We start from the raw sequence: 17,667 nt of genomic DNA, 5'->3' as shown, positions 1-17,667 counted from the left end.
AAAGGCAGGCAGGACGCCGCGGAGAGTATTCCGACTTTCACGGCAACCGGCCCCGGATTGCCCGTTTGGCACTTTCCCAGTCAGTGAATTGCTCCGTGCCTTGCGCAATGTCGGCCGCTCGTTGCGCCAGTATGTCGGCGTGCCAGGATGGCGATTCCAAGTCGTCCGCCCGATGACAAAGGTCGTCCCACAGCGATTCCATCACCTGGATCTTTTCCTCCACCGAAAGGGCGGCGAGCGGTAGTTCGATCATCGTTGTCTTCTCCGGTTGTGAGTCCTCCCGGGGCGATCGGTCCCGGAGGACTATTGATACCCGATCGCACTTCAACAGTCCAGCGTCTCGGCTGGACCTGGGAACGAGAGGCAAACCGTCGGTCGCACGTCGTCTGGCTTGACGGCATCGACGCTGGGGGCGGCCCAGGAGCCCGATGAGTCCTGACAGGTCCGCGCGGGCCTCGTCGCGGCGGGACGCCGCTCCCACAGGGGGCGGCGCGCGGCGCTCAGGCGCCCTTGGCGGTGAACCGCGGCAGGCCGATGTCCCAGCGGATGGCGGCTACCCGCAGCAGGAAGATGCCGGAGCCGGCGAGCAGGGCGGCGATGCGTCCGTCGAGCCCCAGGGCCAGCAGGGCGATGAGGGCGAGTGCGCCGGCCCAGGCGGCGGTGGCGTAGAGGGTGCCCTGGAAGACCAGGGGCTCCTCGTTGCACAGGACGTCGCGCAGGATGCCGCCAACCACGCCGGTGACGACGCCCATGACGCTCGCGACCAGCCAGGGGGCGCCGCAGACCAGGGCCGCCTTGGTGCCGGCGACGCTGAATAGTGCGAGCCCGGCGGCGTCCGGGATCAGGAAGAGGCGGGCCGGGAGTACGAAGACTCGGGCGAGGAAGAAGGTCACCAGGGCGGCGCTCACGGCACAGATGAGGTAGGTCTGGTCGCCGACCCAGAAGACGGGGCGCGCGAGCAGGAGATCGCGTACCGAGCCACCGCCCAGGGCGGCGGCCACGGCGATGAGCACGGTGCCGAACAGGTCGAAGCGCTTGCGCCCGGCCTCCAGCACCCCGGCCGCGGCCATCAGGACCACGGCGCTCTGGCCGATCCAGTACATCAGGGTGTCGAGACTGGGTGGCATGCGAGGGCTGGACTCAGGGGGCAGCGTAGTCTTCGAGCAGGCGGTCGTAGGCGTCGAAGCCGAGGATGACACGCAGGGTCGCGAAGTCGGTCTGGTGCGGCGGCATCTGCCCGGCGGCCAGCCCGGCCAGGGCCTCGCGCATAGCAGCGACGGCGACCGCGAGCAGGGTCAGCGGATAGGCGGCGATGCGATAGCCGAGCTCAGCCAGACGCGCCGGGGGCAGGACGGGCGTGAGGCCGCCTTCGAGCATATTGGCCATGTGCACCCCGGGGACCTGCCGACAGCAGCGGGCCATCTCGGCCTCATCGCGCGGGGCCTCCAGGAACAGGAGGTCGGCGCCCAGGTCGGCGAAGGCGGCCAGGCGCCAGAGGGCCTCCTCCAGACCCAGGGCACTGCGGGCGTCGGTGCGGGCCATGATCAGGGTGCCGGCCCCCGCGTCCCGGGCGTCGACCGCGGCGCGCACCCGGGCCAGGGCCTCGGCGCGCCCGACCACCTCTTTGACGCCGGTATGTCCGCAGCGCTTGGGGGCCGCCTGGTCTTCGATCATGACCCCGGCGAAGCCGGCCAGGCCGAACTGCGTGACGCTCCGACGCACATTGGCCGGGTTGCCGTGGCCGGTGTCGCCGTCGGCGATGACCGGGATCGCGACCGCCTGGCAGATGGCCCGGCCCTGGTCCAGCATCTCGGTCACGGTGATCAGGCCCGTGTCCGGCAGGGCCAGGCGCGCCGCGGAGACCGCGAAGCCGCTCATGAAGCTGAGCGCAAAGCCGGACTGCTCGATCAGGCGGGCGGACAGGGCGTCGAAGCAGCAGGGCATGGTGAGACAGCCCTCCCCCGCCAGCAGGGTACGCAAGCGCGCGGGGGCGGAACCGGAGGAATCGCCAGGGAACGGCACGGGGAAGGACATGGGGCTTGGGGGTCGCTCGGCTTGGATGGAGCGATTGTCCTGCACGGCGTACTGGTCCGCAAATGGGACCGTGTGCCGATCACTCGAGGCTTGATCCGTAGGCTGGGTAGAGCGCAGCGAAACCCAGCATTCAGCGCCTTAGCCGCACGCGAGGGATGGGTTTCGCTGCGCTCTACCCAGCCTACAGGAAAGATGCGCAAGAGCACGGCCGGTCGGCCGCGCTCGGCAACGGGTCAGTCCTGGACCCAGTCGGCGAAGTTGTCGACATTCTTCTCCTCACCGTCGGCATAGCCGGCCTCGTAGGCCTCCGTCAGGCGTTGGTCTTCGCGTTTGGGGTTCTGCAGGAAGCCGCACTGCCAGCCCTGGATGTACTCGTCAGCGACGCCCGCCTGCTCCATCTTGGTTACGGCGTCGTAGTAGAACTGATTCATCTGCGGTCTCCGAGCGTTTGGTTGTGTGGTGTTTGGATCGCGGGTCGCGACCGTCGCCCCGCGGCGCAGTCGGGCCGCGGGCTGGTCCTCTGCGGTCTCGCCGGTCGGTCGCGGGGCGTGCCTTGCCGGGTAGGCGGCCAGACCCGGGAGCCTGGCCAAGAGACTAAAATAAGAATACAGCGGTTTTCTAATAGAAGACAAGCCGGGGGAGCGTGGCGGGGGTTCGGCGGGGCCGGCCGTGATCGGCGCGCCGGCCAGCGACCACCCTCTGGAGTCCAAGGCTTCAGCCTTGGTCCTGTCCATCCAAGGCTGAAGCCTTGGACTCCGGCCCGGGGCGGCCGCAAGGATGATCAAGGCTGGCGGGGCCTAAGGGAGCGGGCACGCCGGGGCGGGTGTCGCGCCCGGGCGGCCCTTCAGGATCCCGGGTCGGCGCCCTGCGTTCCCGCTCACCGGCTTGGATTGGCCGGGATGCGGCGCATATCCCCCTTAATTGCGCACTTACGCACCCCGTCTCGTCCATAATGCCCGCCATTCATGTCCGCCGCCGTGCGGGCCGGACCCTGATCGGCGGGCGAGCCTCTCAGTCGACCATGAACTACAACACCAAGACCACCGCGTGGCGCCGGGCGGCGCTGCACCTGAGCCTCGCGGGCGCGTTGACCCTGGGCGCCGCGCCCTGGGCGCCCGTCGGGGCCGGCCAGTTCAACCTCCCGGACATGGGCGACTCCTCGGACGCGCTCATCAGCAGCGGGGCGGAGATCCGCCTGGGCCGGGCCTTCATGCGCCATGTGCGCGCGACCCTGCCGGTCTCGGACGATCCCCTGATCACCGCCTATCTGGAATCGCTCGGCAACGAACTGGTGGCCGCGGACAAGAGCGCCAAGGGCAGCTTCGACTTCTTCCTGATCGATCAGCCGGTGGTCAACGCCTTCGCCGGACCGGGCGGCCACGTCGGCATCTACGCGGGCCTGATCCTGGCCGCCCAGAGCGAGGACGAGTTGGCCGCCGTGATAGCCCACGAGATCGCCCACATCACCCAGCACCACCTGATGCGCGGCTACGAGGACCAGAGCAAGTTCAACATCCCCACCATGGCACTGATGATCGCGGCCGCCATCCTCGCCACCCAGGCCGGGTCCGGGGACGCGGGGATGGCCGCCCTGGCCGGCATCCAGGCGGCGGCCATCCAGCGGCAGATCAATGTCATCCGCGAGGATGAGAAGGAGGCGGACCGCATCGGCATCGCCACCCTGGCCAACGCCCGGCGCGATCCCTACGCCATGGCGGCCTTCTTCGAGCGCCTCTCCAAGACCAGCCGACTCTACGAGAACAATGCGCCGGAGTTCCTGCGCACCCACCCGGTGAACAGCAACCGCATCGGCGACGCCCTGGGCCGGGCGGCCGAGTACGGGGTCCGCCAGCGCCCCGACAGCCTGCGCTTCCTGCTGGCGCGCGCCCGCCTGCGCGAGGCGTCCTATGACCGTCCGGAAAAGTCGCTGGCAGCCTTCAAGGCGTCGCTGCGGGAGGGCCGCTTCAGCAACGAGTCCGCGGAGCGTTACGGTTACACCCTGGCCCTGCTGCGTTCGGGCCAGCTCGACGAGGCCAAGGCCGAGGCGTCCCGGCTGCTCGCGGGACAACCGAGCCTGGCCGAGTTCATCGTGCTGGATGCCCGCATCGACCTGAAGCAGGGCCGCACCGACGCGGCCCTGGCCCACCTGCGCGAGGCGGTCGGCCTGTACCCCGGCAACTGGCCGCTGCGCGTCGCCTACGCCGAGGCCCTGACGAGCGCCGGGCAGCCCCGCAAGGCGATGGAGCAGCTCAAGGCGGTCGCGGCGGTGCGCCCCGGCAACGCCATGGTGCTCGACCTCTTGGGCCAGGTCGCCATCAAGTCGGGCGATAAGGGGGCGAGTCTGCGCTATCGCGCCGAGAAGCTCTATGCCGAGGGCGACCTGGAGCCGGCCATCAAGCAACTGGAGTTCGCCCTGCGCCAGCGTGACCTCGACTACTACGAGGCGGCGCAGATCCAGGTCCTGCTGGAGAGTTGGAAGGAGGAGGAGCGGGCGCAGAAGAAACGCGGGCGCGACCCCTTCGGGCTCAACGCCGCAGGCGCTGCCGACGGACCCAAGACACTCATCGATATTCGCAGAGGAGCAAAGTGAATGATTGACGACACCCGCAGGACCCTCCTCAAAGGCTCCCTGGCCGTCGGCCCCGTCGGCGCCGCGCTCGCGCTGGCCCCGGGGCTGCTCTTGGCGGACTGGAACCAGGCCGCCTTCGCGTCCCAGGACCTGGGCTCGGCCCTCAAGGCCCTGCTGGGCAGCGGCGCCCCCGAGACCAATGACGAGGTCCGTATCAAGGCCCCGGACCTCGCCGAGAACGGCGCCGTGGTCCCGGTGACGGTGGAGACCAGCCTGGAGAACGTCACCACCATCGCCATCGTCGCCGCCGGCAACGAGCGCCCCCTGGTCGCCTCCTTCGTCCTGGGTCCCGCCGCCCTGCCCTACGTCTCGACGCGCGTCAAGATGGCCAAGACGGCGGACCTGATTGCGGTGGTGAAGCAGGACGAGCGGTTGTTCAGTAACACCAAGACCGTCAAGGTCACCATCGGCGGCTGCGGCGGCTGAGCGCGCGACCCCCATCATTCATGTCTCCCGAGGTCAGCGAACATGTCCGATATCAAGGTGCGGGCCAAGCTCGAAGGCACCGAAACGGTGGTCAAGTGCCTGATCAGCCACCCCATGGAGAACGGTCTGCGCAAGGACGCCAAGACCGGCGAACTGGTGCCGGCCCACTTCATCGAGGAAGTCGTCTGCAAGTGGAAGGGCGAGGTGGTACTCACCGCCTCCTGGAGCGGCGGCGTCTCCAAGAACCCCTACCTGTCCTTCAAGTTCCTGGGCGGCGCGGTCGGCGACCCGGTGGAGATCACCTGGAAGGACAATCTGGGCCAGAGCCAGAGCGAAACCGCCCCGATCAGTTGATAGAGCCTTCGCACCTGACCTCCGGACAGGCCCCTGGTGCAGGGGCGGGGGCGGGTTTGAAACCCGCCCCTACATCCGGCTATCACGTCCGCGGGCTATAATGGCGCCACCTTTCGCATCGAGCCCAAGTCGTCCCATGCCGCCTCTGAACCGCCGGATCTCCGCCCTCACCCTGATCCCGGGCGCCCTCTTCGGCGCCGTTACCCACGCCGCCGCCCCGGTGCAGCCGGTGGCGCTTCCACCCGGACCGCCCGTGACCGATTTCAGCACCCTGTTCAACGAGGCCTTCTTTCTCAAACTCGGCTTCTCTTTCATGGTCGGCCTGGCGGTGGGCTATGCACTGAAGATCGCCTTCAAGCTCGCGCTGGTGATGATCGGCGTGATCCTGATCGGCATCTTCGCGCTGCAATACGCCGGCATCGCACACGTCGACTGGTCCGGGATGGAGGGCCAGTACGACACCTGGGCCAGTTGGCTGTCGCTCAATGGCGGCGCCTTCCTGGACTTCATCGGCCACAACCTCTCGAACTCCGCGTCCTTCATCGCCGGGTTGGCCTTGGGGCTCAAGATCTAGCGAGGCTCCTCAGGCCGGCGAGTCGGCGGCCACAAAGTTGCGCATCAACGACGGTGCCGGCTGGTTGTAATTGGACAGCAGTCCCGACGCTATATCGGGGTGGGCGACCTGGTGATCCGGCGGGCCAGGACCCAAGTTCGGGGGTAACACCCGCACGAGGTCTCAAATATGCCTGCCGCCCCCGCCCACGCCGGTTCACTGCGCGAGTCGCTGCGCTACCTGAACTGGGTCTACAACCCCTTCCAGTCACTGGACGTGTCCCAGGTCTATGACCTGCTGTCCACCCGCGCGCCCACCGGGCGCGGTCTCTGGCTCAACCTGGGCTATTGGCGCGACGCCCGGACGCTCGACGACGCCTGCGTCGCCATGGCCGACCTGCTGGCCGAGCGCGCCGACATGACGGACGCGGACGCGGTACTGGACGTGGGCTTCGGCTTTGCCGATCAGGATATCCGCTGGGCCCAGACGCGGGCGCCGCGGTCCATCACCGGGCTCAACATCACCGCCTCCCAGGTCGCCGTCGCCCGCGCCCGGGTCGCGGACCTGGGACTCTGCGAGCGGATCGACCTGCGCGAGGGCTCGGCCACCGCGATGCCTCTGCCGGACGCCGCCTTCGACGTGGTGACGGCACTCGAATGCGCCTTCCACTTCCGCACCCGCGAGCGCTTCTTCGCCGAGGCCTTCCGGGTGCTGCGCCCGGGCGGGCGCCTGGTGGTCGCCGACATCCTGCCCATGCCGACGGCAAGCGGCTGGGGGGCGCGCCTCCAGCAACGCGTGTCTTGGACCCTGGTCGCCGGCAAGTTTCCAATTCCGAAGGAGAATATCTACACGCGGCAAGAGTATGCCGGGCGGCTCGCGGCCTGCGGATTCACCGGGGTGCGGGTGGACTCCATCCGCGACGAGGTCTATGCGCCCCTGCACCGCTGTCTGGCCCAGGACCCGGCGCCGATCGCGCGGCTGCACCCCCTGATGCGGCTGCCGGCGCGCGTGACCCTGTCCATGGATGCGGCGGGCATCTATCGGGGGCTGGACTACGTCCTGGCGGTCGCACACAAACCGGGATGATGGCCGCTCAGCCGGGGGCCTGGTCGTGCCCCGTCACCCCATCGTCGCGGTAATGCGGATCGGTCCAGCACTTGGGGATGGGCTCGTCCGAGCAGAAGGCCAGATCGCCCTTATCGAAGCTCTCCGGGTCCTGCGCCTCATCGCCATAGTGATAGCGCCCGATCACGGTCCCGCGCAGCGGGTTGAACAGATCCCGCAGGCTCAGGACTTCGACCATCTTGCCGGACATTGAGTGTTTTAGAAACATCGTCTTACCTCGGTGGCTGTCGGCGTATTCCGGGTCCCCTGCAGTATGGCACCGTCGGCGCGGCACGCCAACGGACAAAGCGAGGCCACCCGTAGGGTCCGCTGTGCGGACCGGCGGCCTCGCGCCTCGCAACCCTCGCAGCCATGGCCGAAGTGGGCAGCGGTCCGCACAGCGGACCCTACCCTCGCTCGGCGGGTGTCAGGGCCTTGATGGACAGCGCGTGCAGCTCCCCGCTCGCGAGCTGCTCGCGCACCGTATCCATCACCAGGCGCTGTTTCTTGAGCGGCGTCAGCCCCGCGAAGGCCGGGCTCACCACCACCGCCTCGAAGTGACTGCCGTCACCCGTCACCTGCACCGCCGCGTCCGGCATACCGGCCCGGATCAGGGTTGCGATTGCTTCAGTCTCCACGTTTCACCCCTTTGTTCGGTTCGGCTGCGCGCTGCGCAACCGAGAATTTCAAAGATCGATGCGGGAAGATGGTTCCCCGGCAGCGGGACTACCGCCCGCCGGCGCCCGTTCCGCGGCTCGGCGTCCAGTGTAACCAGACGGGACGCGCGGCGCCCGCACGGCATTCCCACGCTGGAGTTGAGCAACGAGAGACGAGCGACCCGCGCCGGGCTTAACGTAACGGCATTGGGGTGGAACCTGGCATCCCAAGTATGATCCTTTTTACTTTCGTCATACAATGCGCCCACGGCCTGCGTGATGAAGAGCACCGAACAATGCACATTACTGATGGTCACCTGAGCCCCTTGACCCGCGCGGGCGCTGCTGCGGTCGCGGTAGTCGCGGCGTTCCCGTTCGTAATCATAGCCAATCCATGACGACGGGCGCCCGCTAAAGACCATGGGGGAGCAATCGTTTCTGCGCGGTGGTCATCCTCGGGGGCGGGGGGATTTTCTGGAGCGACTGCTGCGCGGCCTGCTGGACGCGATGGATCATGCGGCCGACGCCGAGCGGCTCGCCGCGGCTCCCGGTTTGCTTCAGCGCCTCGACCCGCGGCTCAAGACCCTCGGGCTGCTGTCGCTCGTCGTGACCGCGGTCTTCGTGAAGTCGCTGGTCGCCCTGGCCTTGCTCTTCGCCTGCGCGACCGCCCTGGCCCTGGCCTCGGGGATCACCCTGCGGCGCTTGGCCCGTCAGGTCTGGATCGGCGTATTCCTGTTCACGGGGGTGCTTGCGATTCCGGCCATCGTGCTGGTCCCCGGCGACGCCGTGGCCGTGGTGCCGTTGCTGGACTGGACCATCACCCGGCAGGGGCTGCGGGGTGCGGCCTTCCTGATCGGACGCGCACAGACGGCGGCGACCTTCGCCCTGTTGGTGGTGCTGACCACGCCCTGGCCGCAGGTGCTCAAGGCGCTGCGCAGTCTGGGCGTGCCGCTGATACTGGTCGCGATCCTCGGTATGACCCATCGCTATATCTTCGTGCTGCTCGAGAGCAGCGTGCAACTGTTCGAGGCCAAGCGCAGTCGGGTCATGGGTCCGCTGCCCGGCCCGCAGCGCCGACGGCTGGCCATGACCAGTGTCGTGGTCTTGCTCGAGCGGTCGTTACAGCTCGCCACGGAGGTCCATCTGGCGATGATCGCGCGCGGCTATCGCGGTGAGGTGCACCTGCTCGATGAGTTGCGCACCCGCCCCCGGGATTGGCTGGCCCTGGCCGGCTTGCTGAGCATCGCGGCAGTCGCCATCGGCTGGCCCTGGCTGCCCGCGATCGGTGACGGCGGCTGATGCCAGCCGCTGCTGCGCATCCGCAAGCCGCGGCGGCGTTCGAGCTGGTCGAGGTGCACTACGCCTATCAGGACATCCCCGCCTTGAATGGGGTGAGCCTGCGCATTCCGACCGGTCAGTGCATCGCCCTGTTGGGCGCCAACGGCTCCGGCAAGTCGACGCTGCTGCGGCTGCTCGCGGCACTGTGCTTTCCCGACCGCGGGCGCCTTGCCGCGTTCGGCGAGGACCTGTCCGATGAGCGGATGCAGCAGGAGGCGCTCGCCTATGCCTTTCGCCGTCGGGTCGGTCTGGTGTTCCAGAATCCCGAGGTGCAACTCTTCAATCCGACCGTCTTCGACGAACTGGCCTTCGGGCCGCTGCAACTGGGTTGGACCAGAGAGGAAATCCTGCGGTGCGTGGACGCGATGCTCGCCGAGTTTGCGCTTGTGGACTTAAGGCACCGCTCGCCGCACCGGCTCTCGGGCGGCGAGAAGAAGCGGGTCGCGCTGGCATGCGTGCTCATCACCAGGCCCGAGGTGCTGTTGCTGGACGAACCCACGGCCGCGCTGGACCCGCGCAGTCAGGGTGAGGTCGTGCGCTTCCTCGCCGACTGCCGCGGTACCGGCCGCACTGTTGTCACGGCGACCCACAACCTCGATATCGTGGCCGAGATCGCCGACTACTGCTTCGTGCTCCAGGCCGGACGCCTGGTGGCACAAGGCACGCCAACCGACATCCTGGGCGATGGTGCCTTGCTGCGTGCCACACAGTTGCTGCATGCGCACTGGCACGTCCATGCCGACGGTCTCGCCCACACGCACGACCATCGGCATCACGTCGCCGCCGGAGAACCCTTATGAGCAAGCCCATCATCGCCGTCACCCTGGGCGATCCGGCCGGGGTCGGCCCCGAGATCCTGGTCCGCGCCCTCGCCGACCCGCGCGTCGAGGAGGCCGTCCGCTGCCTGGTCTACGGCGACGCCCGGGTGGTCGAAAAGGCGGTCCGGGAGGCGCGCCTGGGACTTGCGGTCCGGGCCATCCACCGCGGGGACGAGGCGCGTTATGCGCCGGGGTCGATCGAGGTCATCGACTTCGCCAACGCCGACCCGGCGGCCTTCGTGCCGGGCCAGGTCCAGGCCCGCTGCGGGCAGGCCGCCTGGGACTATATCGAGGCGGCCGTGCAGGCGGCCCTGCGGGGTGAGGTCGCGGCGCTCGACACCGCCCCGATCAACAAGGAGTCGATCCAGGCGGCCGGCGTGCCCTATATCGGCCATACCGAGATGCTGGCGGCCCTGACCGGGGCCCATGACCCGCTGACGATGTTCGAGACGCTCGGCCTGCGGGTGTTTTTCTTAAGCCGCCATGTCTCGCTGCGCGACTCCTGCGCCCTGGTCACGCGGGCGCGGTTGCTCGACTACATCGCACGCTGTCATCAGGCCATGGACCAACTCGGTCTGGGCGGCGGCGAACTCGCGGTCGCGGGCCTCAACCCCCATTGCGGGGAGCACGGCCTGTTCGGCGATGAAGAGGTTCGGGAGGTGGCGCCGGCCGTCGCCGAGGCGCGGGCCCGGGGGTGGCGCGTCGCCGGCCCCATCGGCCCCGATTCGGTCTTCCATCAGGCCAAGACCGGGCGCTACGCGGCCGTCCTGGCGCTCTACCACGACCAGGGCCATATCGCCACCAAGACCCTGGACTTCGAGCGCACCATCTCACTGACCCTGGGGCTGCCCTTTCTGCGCCTGAGCGTCGACCACGGCACCGCCTTCGACATCGCCTGGCAGGGGACGGCGAGCCCGGTGGGCATGATCGAATCGCTGCTGGTGGCGGCGCGCTATGCGCCCGCCTATCGACAGACGCAACAGATGATACCTTGAGGCGCGACTGCCGATTCCAGTCGGGCCGGTGAGCAAAGGCCAAGAAACCCTAGGAAGAGCTGTTTAGCCGCAAATGAACGCAAATTGACGCAAATAATTACAACCTTGGCCTTGGCTGCCCGTTGACCGTCCGGGTGACGCCCGGGACGATGCCAACTATCCGATTTATTTGCGCTTATTTGCGTTCATTTGCGGCCGGATACTCTTTCTTCAGCTAAGGCGCCGGCCCGGACCGCGGGGGCTCGCGCCCCAGCGCCTCGCGCTGGGCCTTGAGCGTGCCCAGCCGCGCCCGCTGGGCCAGGAGGTTGTCGGTGTAGCCCTCGTAGGTCGAGGCGATCTGTTGATTCAACGACGCCTCCCAGGCGGCGGTGTCGGTCCCTTCGGTGCCCTGGGCCAATTGGTTGCGCAGGGCGGCGATGCGGGCATCACGCTCCGTCTCCTGGTTCGTGATCTGCTGCTCCAGGCTCAGGATCTCGCTATCGAGCACGTAGCCCTGCGCCACCGTCCCCGCCTGATACTCCCGCGCCGCGGCGGACTGGGCGGCGGCCCGCGCCTGGGCGGCATCCGGGCGGGAATAATCCACTTCCAGGGTCTGCTCGCGCCCGGCGCAGGGCTCATCGGAGAAGGTCACCTGCCCGCCCTGATGGCATTCATAGACCTGCACCGCGGCCTCCTCGGCCGCCGCGTCGAGACTCCAGGCTGCCGCCAGGCCGACCAGGCCGACCGCGAACAGCCTCAGGATTGAGATCGGGAAATGCATACTGACCTCCTTAACAAAGACTCACAGTCACCGAAAACGCTGCCGCCATCTTAGCTGCGCAATTGCGTTGATCTGCATGCCGACCCCAACGGGGTCGAACATACCAGCCCAGGGCAACGCCCTGGGAAAGTTTAATCGGCCTAGCCCTGAAAGGGCGTGACATAGTGGCGCAGACCTTTATGTCACGCCCTTTCAGGGCTAGGCTCACTCATACCTCATACCCAGGGCGTTGCCCTGGGCTGGTATGTGACGCCCCTTCGGGGCTTCAGCGGGGCGCAGGAAAATCCGTCCCTCAGTTGTACTCACTCGTTTTCATCTTCGGTTTCATCGTCCCGATCCGGCTGCGCCTCCACCACCCCCCGCAGAAACCGGAACAGCTTGCGCGGCGCCTCCAGGCGCCCGCGCTCGGTGTCACGCTTGGCGGCGCGTACCAGGGTGCGCAATTGCTGGCGGTCGGCGTCCGGATACTCGTCCAGGAACTCGCTCAAGGCGGCGTCGCCCTCGCCGATCAGGCGCTCGCGCCAGCGCTCCAACCGGTGGTGGCGGGCGGCGTCCGCGCGCTCGCGCTCCTGCGCCTGGTCCATCAGGGCGTGAACGGCGTGCATGTCCTCGCGCTCCAGCAGGTTGGCGATGCGCTTGTAGTGTCGGCCGCGGGCGCGAATGTCCTTGATGCGGGCCGTCTCCTCGATTGCCGCCCAGGTCACGGCGCTGAGCCGCAGCCGTTCCAGTTCGACCCGCGGCATGGCGGTCAGGCGCTCGGCCAGGGCCTGGAGCGCCTGGTGCTCGCGCTTGAAGTGGCTCTTGCTGGGGCCGGCGGGCGCTTCCTCCTCGTCTTGCAGGTGCGCGTCGGCGCCCTGGGGCGGACCGGGGTCGGTCGCGTCGCGGTCATCGCCGTCGTCCGTCTCCCAGGGGTCCGGGCGGTCCGGGTCATCGTCTAGGTGGTCGATTGCAGGTGCTCCAGGATCAGTTGGGGGGCGCGTTCCCCCCTATATTCATTGACATCCAACCGGTAGGCAAGGCGCACGCAGCCGCGCGCCTGCTCCAGCCGCTCACCGAGTCCGAAACCGATGGCGTCGAGAAAGGGGCCGCGCTCGGGCTTGAGCCGCAGCTTCAGGTGCCGCTCACCCACCAGGCGCGCCTGGACCACCTCGAACTCGCCGTCGAACAGGGGTTCGGGGAACCCCTTGCCCCAGGGTCCGCCCAGACGCAGGACCTCGGCGGTCTCCAGGTTCATGAGCCGCGCGGGCAGTTCACCGTCGGAGCGGATCTGGCGTACCACCGGGGCCTCGCCGAGCTGCTCGCGCACCGCCTCCCGGAAGGCGGCGCGGAAATCGGCCAGGGCCGCGGTGCGCAGGGTCAGCCCCGCCGCCATGGCGTGGCCGCCGAAGCGTTCGATGAGCCCGGGCCGCCGCCGATCCACCAAATCGATGGCGTCGCGGATGTTCAGGCCGTCCACCGAGCGGGCAGAGCCGCGCAGGACCCCCTCCCCGGCGTCCGCGAAGGCGATGCAGGGCCGATGATAGCGCTCCCGGATGCGGGCGGCGACGATCCCGGACACCCCCTGGTGCCAGCCCTTGCCATAGAGACAAAAGGCCGGCGGCAGGTCGTCACCGCGCAGTTGAATGCGCTCCACCAGGGTCTCGGCCTGCTCACGCATCGTGCCCTCGATCTCGCGGCGCTGCCGGTTGAGCCCGTCGAGCTGACCGGCCAGGTCCAGGGCACGGGCGGGCTCGTCGCACAGCAGGCACTCCACCCCGAGGGTCATCTCGGTGAGCCGCCCGGCGGCGTTGAGCCGGGGGCCGACGAAGAACCCGAGATCAGTCGCCGTGGCCCGCGCCGGGTCCCGCCCCGCCACCTGGAGCAGGGCGCGGATACCGGGCCGACAGCGGCCGGCACGGATACGCCGCAGCCCTTGCTCGACCAGGATGCGGTTGTTGCGATCGAGCGTCACCACGTCCGCCACCGTGCCCAGGGCCACCAGGTCCAGATACTCGGCCAGATTCGGCTCCGGTCGCGCGGCGCTGAACCAGCCCGCTGCCCGCAGTTGGGCGCGCAGGGCGACCAGCACATAAAAGACCACCCCGACCCCTGCCAGGTGCTTGCTCGGGAAACCGCAGCCGGGCTGGTTGGGGTTAACGATGGCCGCCGCCGCCGGCAGCACCGCCCCGGCCTGGTGGTGATCGGTGATCAGCACCGGGATGCCGAGTTGATTGGCGCGCTCCACCCCGGCGACACCGGCGATGCCGTTGTCCACGGTGATCAGGAGCTTAGGCGCGAGCGCCGCCGCCGCGTCCACCACCGGCGGGCTCAGACCGTAACCGTAGGCAAAGCGACTCGGTACCAGATAGGACACCGCGGGGGCGCCCAGGGCGCGCAACCCGAGCACGGCGAGCGCACTGCCGGTCGCCCCGTCCGCGTCATAGTCGCCGACCACCAGGATCGAGCCACCCGCGCCCAGGTTGGCGGCGAGCAGCGCCACCGCCGCCTCCAGTCCCGCCAGGGATTGATAGGGCGCAAGCCCGGCGAGCCCCAACTCCGACTCGGACTCCGCCTGGCCGCGGCAGGCATAAAGTTGGCGCAGCAGGTCCGCGGGGTTGGCGGGTGGAGCCGCAGTGGGATTGGTCGGGACGCGGTGGATCTGGGTTGGGGTCACTGGTTGGCTGAAGCTGTCGCGCAGGGGGTTGAGGGACTGGGTGACGGGAACCGGGGGCGAACCCGCGCACCGAACGATTGACCGCCGGGGGTAGCCTTGGCGGACCGGCGGTCGCCGGGCCTGACGCCGGGCGCACGAGTGGCGGCATCGTAACCGGATTTGCGGGGCGGCAGGAACTCGGGGCCCGAGTGGAAGCGGTGCGGACGACGCACCCGCGCTATCCTTGCGCCGGAATCGACGCGCGCGCCAGGGTTCCGGCCTCGCCCCGTCGGCCGACTGACCGAACCGGGGTGCCAGTGTCGCCGGCAGCCGCGCCCCGTCGCCGTTGCGCCCTTCATTCGGGACAGGTCCTGCGTGCGGTCCACCCCCGGGGAAAGTCATGCTGAAATTGGTCAAGCAACTCCATCAACTCTATCGTCGGCTCGTGCAATCCATCGTGGAGTCAGCAGAAGATGCCGAACCCAAGCTGCTGCTGTTCGGACTGTTCGGCGTTTTCGGCTTCCCCTTTTTTTATTTCGTTTGGAATTATCTGTTTCCTCAACCGTATGAAAACCTGGCCATCCGGATCGGCGGCATGTGCGTTGCCGCTCCCGCACTGATCATCAAGTATTGGCCACCGGCGGCGCGGCGTTACGTCCCCGGCTACTGGTGGTTCTCCATTTTGCTCTGTTCGCCGTTCTTTTTCACCTTCATGCTTCTGCACAATCAGGCCAACACGGTGTGGTCAGGTTCGTTGTTGGCGGGAATCGTGATGGTGTTCTTGATCTCCGACGTGCTCAATGCCATTTTAATGCTCTCCCTTGGCATCGGCGCCGCGTTCCTGGCATACTCCCTTACCAGTATCCAGCCCGTGCCCTGGCCCCAACTCGCTGAGCAATTTCCAGTCTACCTGTTCGCGGTCGTAACCACCAGCCTCTTCAATCGCGAACTCGCGCGGGAGAAGCGCGCAAAGATCGCTGCCGCCATCGCCCTCGGCAGCCATATCGCCCATGAACTGCGAACCCCATTGATGACGATCGAGGCTGCATCGCACATCGTCGGCGGCAAACTTCCGCGGCTGCTCGCGCTCGACGAGGCACAGGCAAGCGCCGACGACCATACACCGATTGGGGGCGCGGAGCGCGAACTATTGGCCGAGGCGCCGACGATGATCGGCCGGGAAGTCGAGCACGCCTTCATGATCATCGACCTGGCGCTTGCCAACGCCGGACTGCGCCCTTTTGGTGCCGATGAATCCCGGGCGGTGGACGCCATGACCCTGACCACTGAAGCCCTTGATCGGTATCCCTTCCGAGACCAGGCCCAACGGCAGTGGCTGCGGATTTCGCGGACGACGAGCGTGCCCATCCAGGTCATCCCGTTACTCTTCCACCATCTGGTTTTCAATCTATTGAAAAACAGCATCTATGCAATCCAGGCCGCCGGTCGTACCGACAGCGGCGAAATCAGGATCTGGGCCGTCCCTGGCCACCAGGTTCATTGTCTGCACTTTCGCGATAATGGGCAGGGGATCGCGCGCGACCTGCAGACTGCAATTTTCACAGCCTTTTTCTCCACCAAGACCAACGGCACCGGGCTCGGCCTGCACTTTTGTCAATCGGTGATGCGTCGTTTCGGCGGGGATATCCGCTGTCGTAGCGTTCCAGGCAAATTCACCGAGATGATTCTGCGGTTTCCCGCCCGGCCGTCGGCGGATTGACTGACCGGGCGGCGCCCGGTCGCCTTATGCCGCCTGGCGCAGCGCGGTCTCGCCCCCCGCTTCATCCCGCACTGCCTGGGCCACGGGCAAATGCCCTCCCGCCCCGGCCCCCGCCGGCTCCCGCTGCAGTGGCGTTCGGCGGCGGCCCTTGCGCCGCGTCGAAGCCCACTCCGCCAACCCCACCGCTGCGCGAATCTCACCGCAGACCGCCGTAATCCTCTCCAGATCATCATCGACCAGCGCCGCGTTTACCGACAGCCGGATACAGGCGCGATGCTTGGGTGTAGCCGGAGCGAAGAAGGGCGAACCATAGACCCCGCGCGCGTTCAGCGCCTGTCCCAGCCGCACCACACTCTGTTCGCTTCCGGCCTCCAGGGCGATGATTTGTGAGGCACTCGCCGAGACGTTGTAACCGAGCGCATCGAGGTTGGAGCGCAGGCGATCGGCGTTGCGGTGGAGACGGACCCGACGGTATTCATCCCGCTGCACGATGTCAATCGTCCTGGCAAAGCCAACCAACTCGTGGGGCATGACGGCACTTGAAAAGATACTCGGCGCGCTCGTAAACCTGAGGTACGGCGCCAGGCGCCGGGGGCAGGCCACCAGCCCCGCCCGCCCGCAGAACGCCTTCGCCAGACTGGCCGTGCGAAAATGCACCCGGTCCTGAAGGCCGAGTGCCACCACCAGGCCGGCACCACCGGGACCGTGGGTGCCTAACGAGTGTGATTCATCCGCAATCAAAATGCACCCAAACTCCTCGGCGGCATCCATTATCTCCGCAATTGGCCCCAGGCTGCCGTCAGTGCTGTAGACCGTTTCCATCAGAATAATGCCCGGCCCATATCTGCGCAACTGCCGTAGCAGATGTTCCACATCGCTGTGGCGAAATGGCCTGAGGTCGGCGCCCGCGATCATTACGCCCTGATACAGCGACGCATGGGCCATCTGGTCGATGTAAACCGGCAGTCCGGGGCAGGCCACAGCCTCCAGCAAACCGGTATTGGCTTGATAGCCGGACTGGAATAGGACAGCGCCCTCGGCATGGAGCAGATCGGCGAACTTTCGCTCCAGATCAAACTGCGGATTACCGGGATTCAGAAAGACCGCCGACATCATCTCCCCGTTCCCGCTTTCCACCAGTGCCTTTACCTGGGCATCGACGAGTTCAGGGTGGCGTCCGAGGGATAGGTAATCGTTTGATCTGAGATTGATGTCGCCCGGAGCGGGCGCTGGTCCGAGCACGAGCGAGCGGGCCGTGGTGTCGGCATAAGCCATCTCAGCCTCGAATCGATCGATACGTGCAGCAGTGAGGGGCGGGAGCGGGAAGGAACGCGAAAGAAGGCAACGGGGCGCTCTAGTCGTCATCGGGATGTCCTGTCGGTTGCGTGAATCGGAGCAACGGACAGGAGGTCAGCGGTTTCCCGCCCGGCTCCGGTGTGGACTGCCTCGCAGGCAGTGGTTGGAACCTTGGGACCGGGGCGGTGCGCCCAGGGCCCCGGACACAGTCTAGACAGGAAAGCGGCGCGGGGCACGCCTCGCGATCAGGTGCGCAGGCCTTTTTTTTCGAGCGACCCGCGCGGCGACCCGCGCGGCGGCTGTCGGCGCTCGACCGCGGACCCCGCGAAAGACAGGCGGGGCGAGCGACACG

At 67.6% G+C, this 17,667-nt stretch carries 20 protein-coding genes; 10 read left to right on the top strand and 10 right to left on the bottom strand.

Annotation, left to right across the window (positions count from 1 at the left end):
* Nucleotides 1-37: 37 nt before the first annotated feature.
* The 4 genes from THSYN_RS09120 to THSYN_RS09105 form a co-directional block, all read right to left on the bottom strand.
* The gene (locus tag THSYN_RS09120; RefSeq protein ID WP_100918859.1) at nt 38-253 is read right to left on the bottom strand and encodes an addiction module protein; all 216 of its coding nucleotides are present in this window, start codon (nt 251-253) and stop codon (nt 38-40) included.
* Between the two features lie 247 nt (nt 254-500).
* Nucleotides 501-1,127: a trimeric intracellular cation channel family protein gene (locus THSYN_RS09115; RefSeq protein WP_100918858.1), complete on the bottom strand. Its 627-nt coding sequence runs from the start codon at nt 1,125-1,127 to the stop codon at nt 501-503.
* A 13-nt stretch (nt 1,128-1,140) separates the two neighbouring features.
* A complete protein-coding gene (locus THSYN_RS09110) occupies nt 1,141-2,079 on the bottom strand; it encodes an isocitrate lyase/PEP mutase family protein (protein ID WP_236848835.1) in 939 nt (312 codons plus the stop codon).
* A gap of 188 nt (nt 2,080-2,267) precedes the next feature.
* The gene (locus THSYN_RS09105; RefSeq protein WP_100918856.1) at nt 2,268-2,465 is read right to left on the bottom strand and encodes an Alvin_2107 family globule sulfur oxidation protein; all 198 of its coding nucleotides are present in this window, start codon (nt 2,463-2,465) and stop codon (nt 2,268-2,270) included.
* Between the two features lie 590 nt (nt 2,466-3,055).
* Here THSYN_RS09105 and THSYN_RS09100 point away from each other — a divergent pair.
* The 5 genes from THSYN_RS09100 (at nt 3,056) to THSYN_RS09080 (ending at nt 7,082) form a co-directional block, all read left to right on the top strand.
* Complete coding sequence (locus THSYN_RS09100; RefSeq protein ID WP_100918855.1) at nt 3,056-4,624, top strand: M48 family metalloprotease; 1,569 nt, start codon at nt 3,056-3,058, stop codon at nt 4,622-4,624.
* Nucleotides 4,625-5,089 carry a thiosulfate oxidation carrier protein SoxY gene (gene soxY, locus THSYN_RS09095; protein WP_100918854.1) on the top strand — a complete coding sequence of 155 codons (465 nt, stop codon included), beginning with the start codon at nt 4,625-4,627 and terminating at the stop codon, nt 5,087-5,089.
* Between the two features lie 42 nt (nt 5,090-5,131).
* Nucleotides 5,132-5,443: a thiosulfate oxidation carrier complex protein SoxZ gene (gene soxZ / locus THSYN_RS09090; protein ID WP_100918853.1), complete on the top strand. Its 312-nt coding sequence runs from the start codon at nt 5,132-5,134 to the stop codon at nt 5,441-5,443.
* A 136-nt stretch (nt 5,444-5,579) separates the two neighbouring features.
* On the top strand, nt 5,580-6,017 hold the full coding sequence (locus THSYN_RS09085) for an FUN14 domain-containing protein (RefSeq protein ID WP_100918852.1): 438 nt from the start codon (nt 5,580-5,582) through the stop codon (nt 6,015-6,017).
* A gap of 168 nt (nt 6,018-6,185) precedes the next feature.
* Nucleotides 6,186-7,082 (top strand): class I SAM-dependent methyltransferase, encoded by an 897-nt coding sequence (locus THSYN_RS09080; protein WP_100918851.1) that lies wholly within the window; start codon nt 6,186-6,188, stop codon nt 7,080-7,082.
* Nucleotides 7,083-7,089: 7 nt separating this feature from the next.
* On the opposite strand, the gene THSYN_RS09075 is transcribed toward THSYN_RS09080, so the two are convergent.
* Nucleotides 7,090-7,329 (bottom strand): acetyltransferase, encoded by a 240-nt coding sequence (locus THSYN_RS09075; protein WP_100918850.1) that lies wholly within the window; start codon nt 7,327-7,329, stop codon nt 7,090-7,092.
* A gap of 178 nt (nt 7,330-7,507) precedes the next feature.
* Nucleotides 7,508-7,738 (bottom strand): BolA family protein, encoded by a 231-nt coding sequence (locus tag THSYN_RS09070; RefSeq protein ID WP_100918849.1) that lies wholly within the window; start codon nt 7,736-7,738, stop codon nt 7,508-7,510.
* A gap of 438 nt (nt 7,739-8,176) precedes the next feature.
* Between THSYN_RS09070 and cbiQ the strand changes: the two genes are divergently transcribed.
* Genes cbiQ through pdxA form a run of 3 tightly spaced genes read left to right on the top strand, consistent with a single transcriptional unit; the run spans nt 8,177 to nt 10,907 of the window.
* A complete protein-coding gene (gene cbiQ / locus THSYN_RS09065) occupies nt 8,177-9,055 on the top strand; it encodes a cobalt ECF transporter T component CbiQ (protein ID WP_100918848.1) in 879 nt (292 codons plus the stop codon).
* Nucleotides 9,055-9,894 carry an energy-coupling factor ABC transporter ATP-binding protein gene (locus tag THSYN_RS09060; protein WP_100918847.1) on the top strand — a complete coding sequence of 280 codons (840 nt, stop codon included), beginning with the start codon at nt 9,055-9,057 and terminating at the stop codon, nt 9,892-9,894. Before cbiQ ends, THSYN_RS09060 begins: the two co-directional genes overlap by 1 nt.
* Nucleotides 9,891-10,907, top strand: coding sequence for a 4-hydroxythreonine-4-phosphate dehydrogenase PdxA (gene pdxA, locus THSYN_RS09055; protein WP_100918846.1), 1,017 nt, complete (start codon nt 9,891-9,893; stop codon nt 10,905-10,907). The genes THSYN_RS09060 and pdxA overlap by 4 nt, the downstream gene beginning before the upstream one ends.
* 214 nt (nt 10,908-11,121) lie before the next feature.
* Here pdxA and THSYN_RS09050 read toward each other — a convergent pair whose 3' ends face one another.
* Together THSYN_RS09050 and yjgA are read right to left on the bottom strand one after the other, a co-directional pair.
* Nucleotides 11,122-11,667, bottom strand: coding sequence for a DUF4124 domain-containing protein (locus tag THSYN_RS09050; RefSeq protein WP_100918845.1), 546 nt, complete (start codon nt 11,665-11,667; stop codon nt 11,122-11,124).
* Nucleotides 11,668-11,969: 302 nt separating this feature from the next.
* Nucleotides 11,970-12,419, bottom strand: a complete 450-nt coding sequence (yjgA, locus tag THSYN_RS09045) for a ribosome biogenesis factor YjgA (protein WP_418219934.1) — start codon at nt 12,417-12,419, stop codon at nt 11,970-11,972.
* 27 nt (nt 12,420-12,446) lie between these two features.
* Between yjgA and THSYN_RS33585 the strand changes: the two genes are divergently transcribed.
* On the top strand, nt 12,447-12,605 hold the full coding sequence (locus tag THSYN_RS33585) for a hypothetical protein (protein WP_157817540.1): 159 nt from the start codon (nt 12,447-12,449) through the stop codon (nt 12,603-12,605).
* On the opposite strand, the gene recJ is transcribed toward THSYN_RS33585, so the two are convergent.
* Nucleotides 12,602-14,320 (bottom strand): single-stranded-DNA-specific exonuclease RecJ, encoded by a 1,719-nt coding sequence (gene recJ, locus THSYN_RS09040; RefSeq protein WP_100918843.1) that lies wholly within the window; start codon nt 14,318-14,320, stop codon nt 12,602-12,604. The two genes, THSYN_RS33585 and recJ, sit on opposite strands and share 4 nt — an antisense overlap.
* Before the next feature lie 379 nt (nt 14,321-14,699).
* Between recJ and THSYN_RS09035 the strand changes: the two genes are divergently transcribed.
* Nucleotides 14,700-16,019, top strand: a complete 1,320-nt coding sequence (locus THSYN_RS09035; RefSeq protein WP_100918842.1) for a sensor histidine kinase — start codon at nt 14,700-14,702, stop codon at nt 16,017-16,019.
* 24 nt (nt 16,020-16,043) lie between these two features.
* Here the strand turns inward: THSYN_RS09035 and cqsA are convergent, their stop codons facing one another.
* Entirely contained in the window at nt 16,044-17,294 is a 1,251-nt protein-coding gene (gene cqsA, locus THSYN_RS09030; protein WP_236848834.1) for an alpha-hydroxyketone-type quorum-sensing autoinducer synthase, read from the bottom strand.
* Between the last annotated feature and the right edge of the window lie 373 nt (nt 17,295-17,667).

It is taken from the genome of Candidatus Thiodictyon syntrophicum, from assembly GCF_002813775.1.
Classification (GTDB): Bacteria; Pseudomonadota; Gammaproteobacteria; order Chromatiales; family Chromatiaceae; genus Thiodictyon; species Thiodictyon syntrophicum.
Note: the sequence above shows the minus strand (reverse complement) of the source record. Positions and strands in the feature narration are given on the sequence as shown.

Bases quoted from the DNA above. Each gene is read 5' to 3' on its own strand.
- THSYN_RS09120 (WP_100918859.1), bottom strand. From the start codon at position 253: ATGATCGAACTACCGCTCGCCGCCCTTTCGGTGGAGGAAAAGATCCAG.
- THSYN_RS09115 (WP_100918858.1), bottom strand. From the start codon at position 1,127: ATGCCACCCAGTCTCGACACCCTGATGTACTGGATCGGCCAGAGCGCC.
- THSYN_RS09105 (WP_100918856.1), bottom strand. From the start codon at position 2,465: ATGAATCAGTTCTACTACGACGCCGTAACCAAGATGGAGCAGGCGGGC.
- THSYN_RS09100 (WP_100918855.1), top strand. From the start codon at position 3,056: ATGAACTACAACACCAAGACCACCGCGTGGCGCCGGGCGGCGCTGCAC.
- soxY (WP_100918854.1), top strand. From the start codon at position 4,625: ATGATTGACGACACCCGCAGGACCCTCCTCAAAGGCTCCCTGGCCGTC.
- soxZ (WP_100918853.1), top strand. From the start codon at position 5,132: ATGTCCGATATCAAGGTGCGGGCCAAGCTCGAAGGCACCGAAACGGTG.
- THSYN_RS09085 (WP_100918852.1), top strand. From the start codon at position 5,580: ATGCCGCCTCTGAACCGCCGGATCTCCGCCCTCACCCTGATCCCGGGC.
- THSYN_RS09080 (WP_100918851.1), top strand. From the start codon at position 6,186: ATGCCTGCCGCCCCCGCCCACGCCGGTTCACTGCGCGAGTCGCTGCGC.
- THSYN_RS09075 (WP_100918850.1), bottom strand. From the start codon at position 7,329: ATGTTTCTAAAACACTCAATGTCCGGCAAGATGGTCGAAGTCCTGAGC.
- cbiQ (WP_100918848.1), top strand. From the start codon at position 8,177: ATGGGGGAGCAATCGTTTCTGCGCGGTGGTCATCCTCGGGGGCGGGGG.
- THSYN_RS09060 (WP_100918847.1), top strand. From the start codon at position 9,055: ATGCCAGCCGCTGCTGCGCATCCGCAAGCCGCGGCGGCGTTCGAGCTG.
- pdxA (WP_100918846.1), top strand. From the start codon at position 9,891: ATGAGCAAGCCCATCATCGCCGTCACCCTGGGCGATCCGGCCGGGGTC.
- THSYN_RS09050 (WP_100918845.1), bottom strand. From the start codon at position 11,667: ATGCATTTCCCGATCTCAATCCTGAGGCTGTTCGCGGTCGGCCTGGTC.
- THSYN_RS09035 (WP_100918842.1), top strand. From the start codon at position 14,700: ATGCTGAAATTGGTCAAGCAACTCCATCAACTCTATCGTCGGCTCGTG.
- cqsA (WP_236848834.1), bottom strand. From the start codon at position 17,294: ATGGCTTATGCCGACACCACGGCCCGCTCGCTCGTGCTCGGACCAGCG.